This is a genomic window from Vibrio sp. CUB2 (assembly GCF_001557945.1).
Taxonomy (GTDB): domain Bacteria; phylum Pseudomonadota; class Gammaproteobacteria; order Enterobacterales; family Vibrionaceae; genus Vibrio; species Vibrio owensii.
This window is the reverse complement of the sequence record NZ_LNRB01000080.1, coordinates 1-522: the sequence shown is the minus strand read 5'-3', so window position 1 is coordinate 522 and position 522 is coordinate 1. Positions and strand designations below refer to the sequence as shown.

The 522-nt window shown below is 46.4% G+C and carries 1 protein-coding gene; it reads left to right on the top strand.

From position 1 onward, the window contains the following. Window positions 1–206: 206 nt before the first annotated feature. Window positions 207–522: transposase (locus ATB78_RS27950; protein ID WP_179946996.1), on the top strand; the 316-nt coding region annotated here is incomplete at its 3' end.

Below are 522 nucleotides of genomic sequence, written 5' to 3'. Positions count from 1 at the left end.
GGCCCGCTTCTTGATATGAGAGGCGGGCTTTTTTCATTTTTACGCCAAGGGAGAGATAAAGCCTTCAGGTTTTAAAGCAACCAGCGAGCAGTCGATTGATTGCAGGACATTCTCTGCGGTATTGCCAGGCTTTGTTGCTTAAATCGATGGAACTAAATCTAGAAGCTACGATCTGATCGGCTACCCCCATCAATCGTCGTAGCCTCATGCCTAAACCTCGTTACAAAACAACTAACTGGAAGCAGTACAACAAAGCCTTAATCAACCGTGGTTCTCTGACCTTTTGGATTGATGAGGAAACGATAGCTGAGTGGAAACAAAACAAACAAGGCAAGCGTGGTAGACCTCGCCGATTCAGCGACTTAGCCATTACTACCGCACTGATGGTGAAACGCATTTTCTCTATGCCATTGAGAGCGCTACAAGGTTTTCTAGACTCTGTATTTAAGCTGGCTAACATCCCGCTTGTTTGCCCGCACTACACCTGTATAAGCCGCCGAGCTAAGGAAGTTGAGGTTTCAT